Source organism: Nocardia sp. NRRL WC-3656, from assembly GCF_000720265.1.
GTDB classification, from domain to species: Bacteria; Actinomycetota; Actinomycetes; order Mycobacteriales; family Mycobacteriaceae; genus Nocardia; species Nocardia nova.
Map to the genome: position 1 here is coordinate 1 of NZ_JOJF01000097.1, position 1,150 is coordinate 1,150.

Below are 1,150 nucleotides of genomic sequence, written 5' to 3' on the forward strand. Positions count from 1 at the left end.
GATGGGCAGGTAGGCCGCCCCCGTCTCGAGTACCGCGGTGATGGCGGTGATGGCTTGTGCCGAGCGTTGCATCAGTAGCCCGACCACGCATCCGGGACCTACCCCGCGGTCGGTGAGCAGGTGTGCCAACCGGTTCGCGGCTTGCTCGAGCTGCAGGTAGGTCCATGAACGAGCACCGCAGCTCAAGGCCGTTGCGTTGGGGGTGCGGTCCACTTGTTCGGCGAACAACGCCGGAACCGACATCGCCGAGCGTGTGTGCGTGTGCAGTGCGGCGCGGTTGCCGATTTCGTCCAGCCGGGTGTGTTCGGTCTGGTCGAGCAGGTCCACCGACGACAGTGACCGCCCCGGGTCGCGGGTGATGGCGCTCAGTGTTCGTTCCAGCCGTTGGATGAGTGTCTCGATGGTGGTGGCGTCGAAGATGTCGGTGCGGAATTCCACTGTGCCGGTGAGTCCGGCGGAGTCGCCGTTGTCGGTGAAGCGTTCCCCGAGGGAGAACGCTAGGTCCATGCGGGCGCTGTGGGTGTCCAGCGGAAGCGAGGTGACGTCGAGGTCCTCGAGCTGCAACCCGGCGGTGGATTCGTTGTTCTCGGCGAAGTTCTGCCAGGCCAGCAACACCTGGACGAGGGGATGATGTACCAGGGACCTGGCGGGGTTGAGCCGTTCGACCAGTACCTCGAACGGTACGTGTTGGTGCTCGAACGCTTCCAGGCTCCGTGTCCGGACCTGAGTGAGTAACTCGGTGAGGGTGGGATCGCCGTTCAGGTCGACTCGGAGGACGAGGGTGTTGACGAAGAAGCCGACCAATTCGTCGAGGGCGGGGTCGTCGCGGCCGGCGCGCGTTGTGTTCGCGCGCGGTCCGGTTGATCTGCTGCTGCAATTCCGCGGGCCATTCGACTTTCAGGCTGGCGCCGTGGTGGTCGGTGGTTGGTGGGTAGGGTCGGTCGGTGGGGAGTTCGAGGTGTTCGGGCATTCCGGCGAGGGTGTGTTCCCAGTACTCGAGTTTGCGTTGCCAGAGTGTGTAGTCGATGTATTGCACCGGCAGCGGTGCCTTATCCGGTGCGTGGCCGTGTCGGCGGGCTCGGTACGCGTGGCTGACGTCGCGGGCCATGGGAATCGGTGACCATCCGTCGAAAGCGATGTGGTGCAACAC

General features: G+C 64.8%; 1 pseudogene. It reads right to left on the minus strand.

From position 1 onward, the window contains the following. Positions 1-1,150: pseudogene (locus IG65_RS35515) on the minus strand (condensation domain-containing protein); the annotation flags it as partial.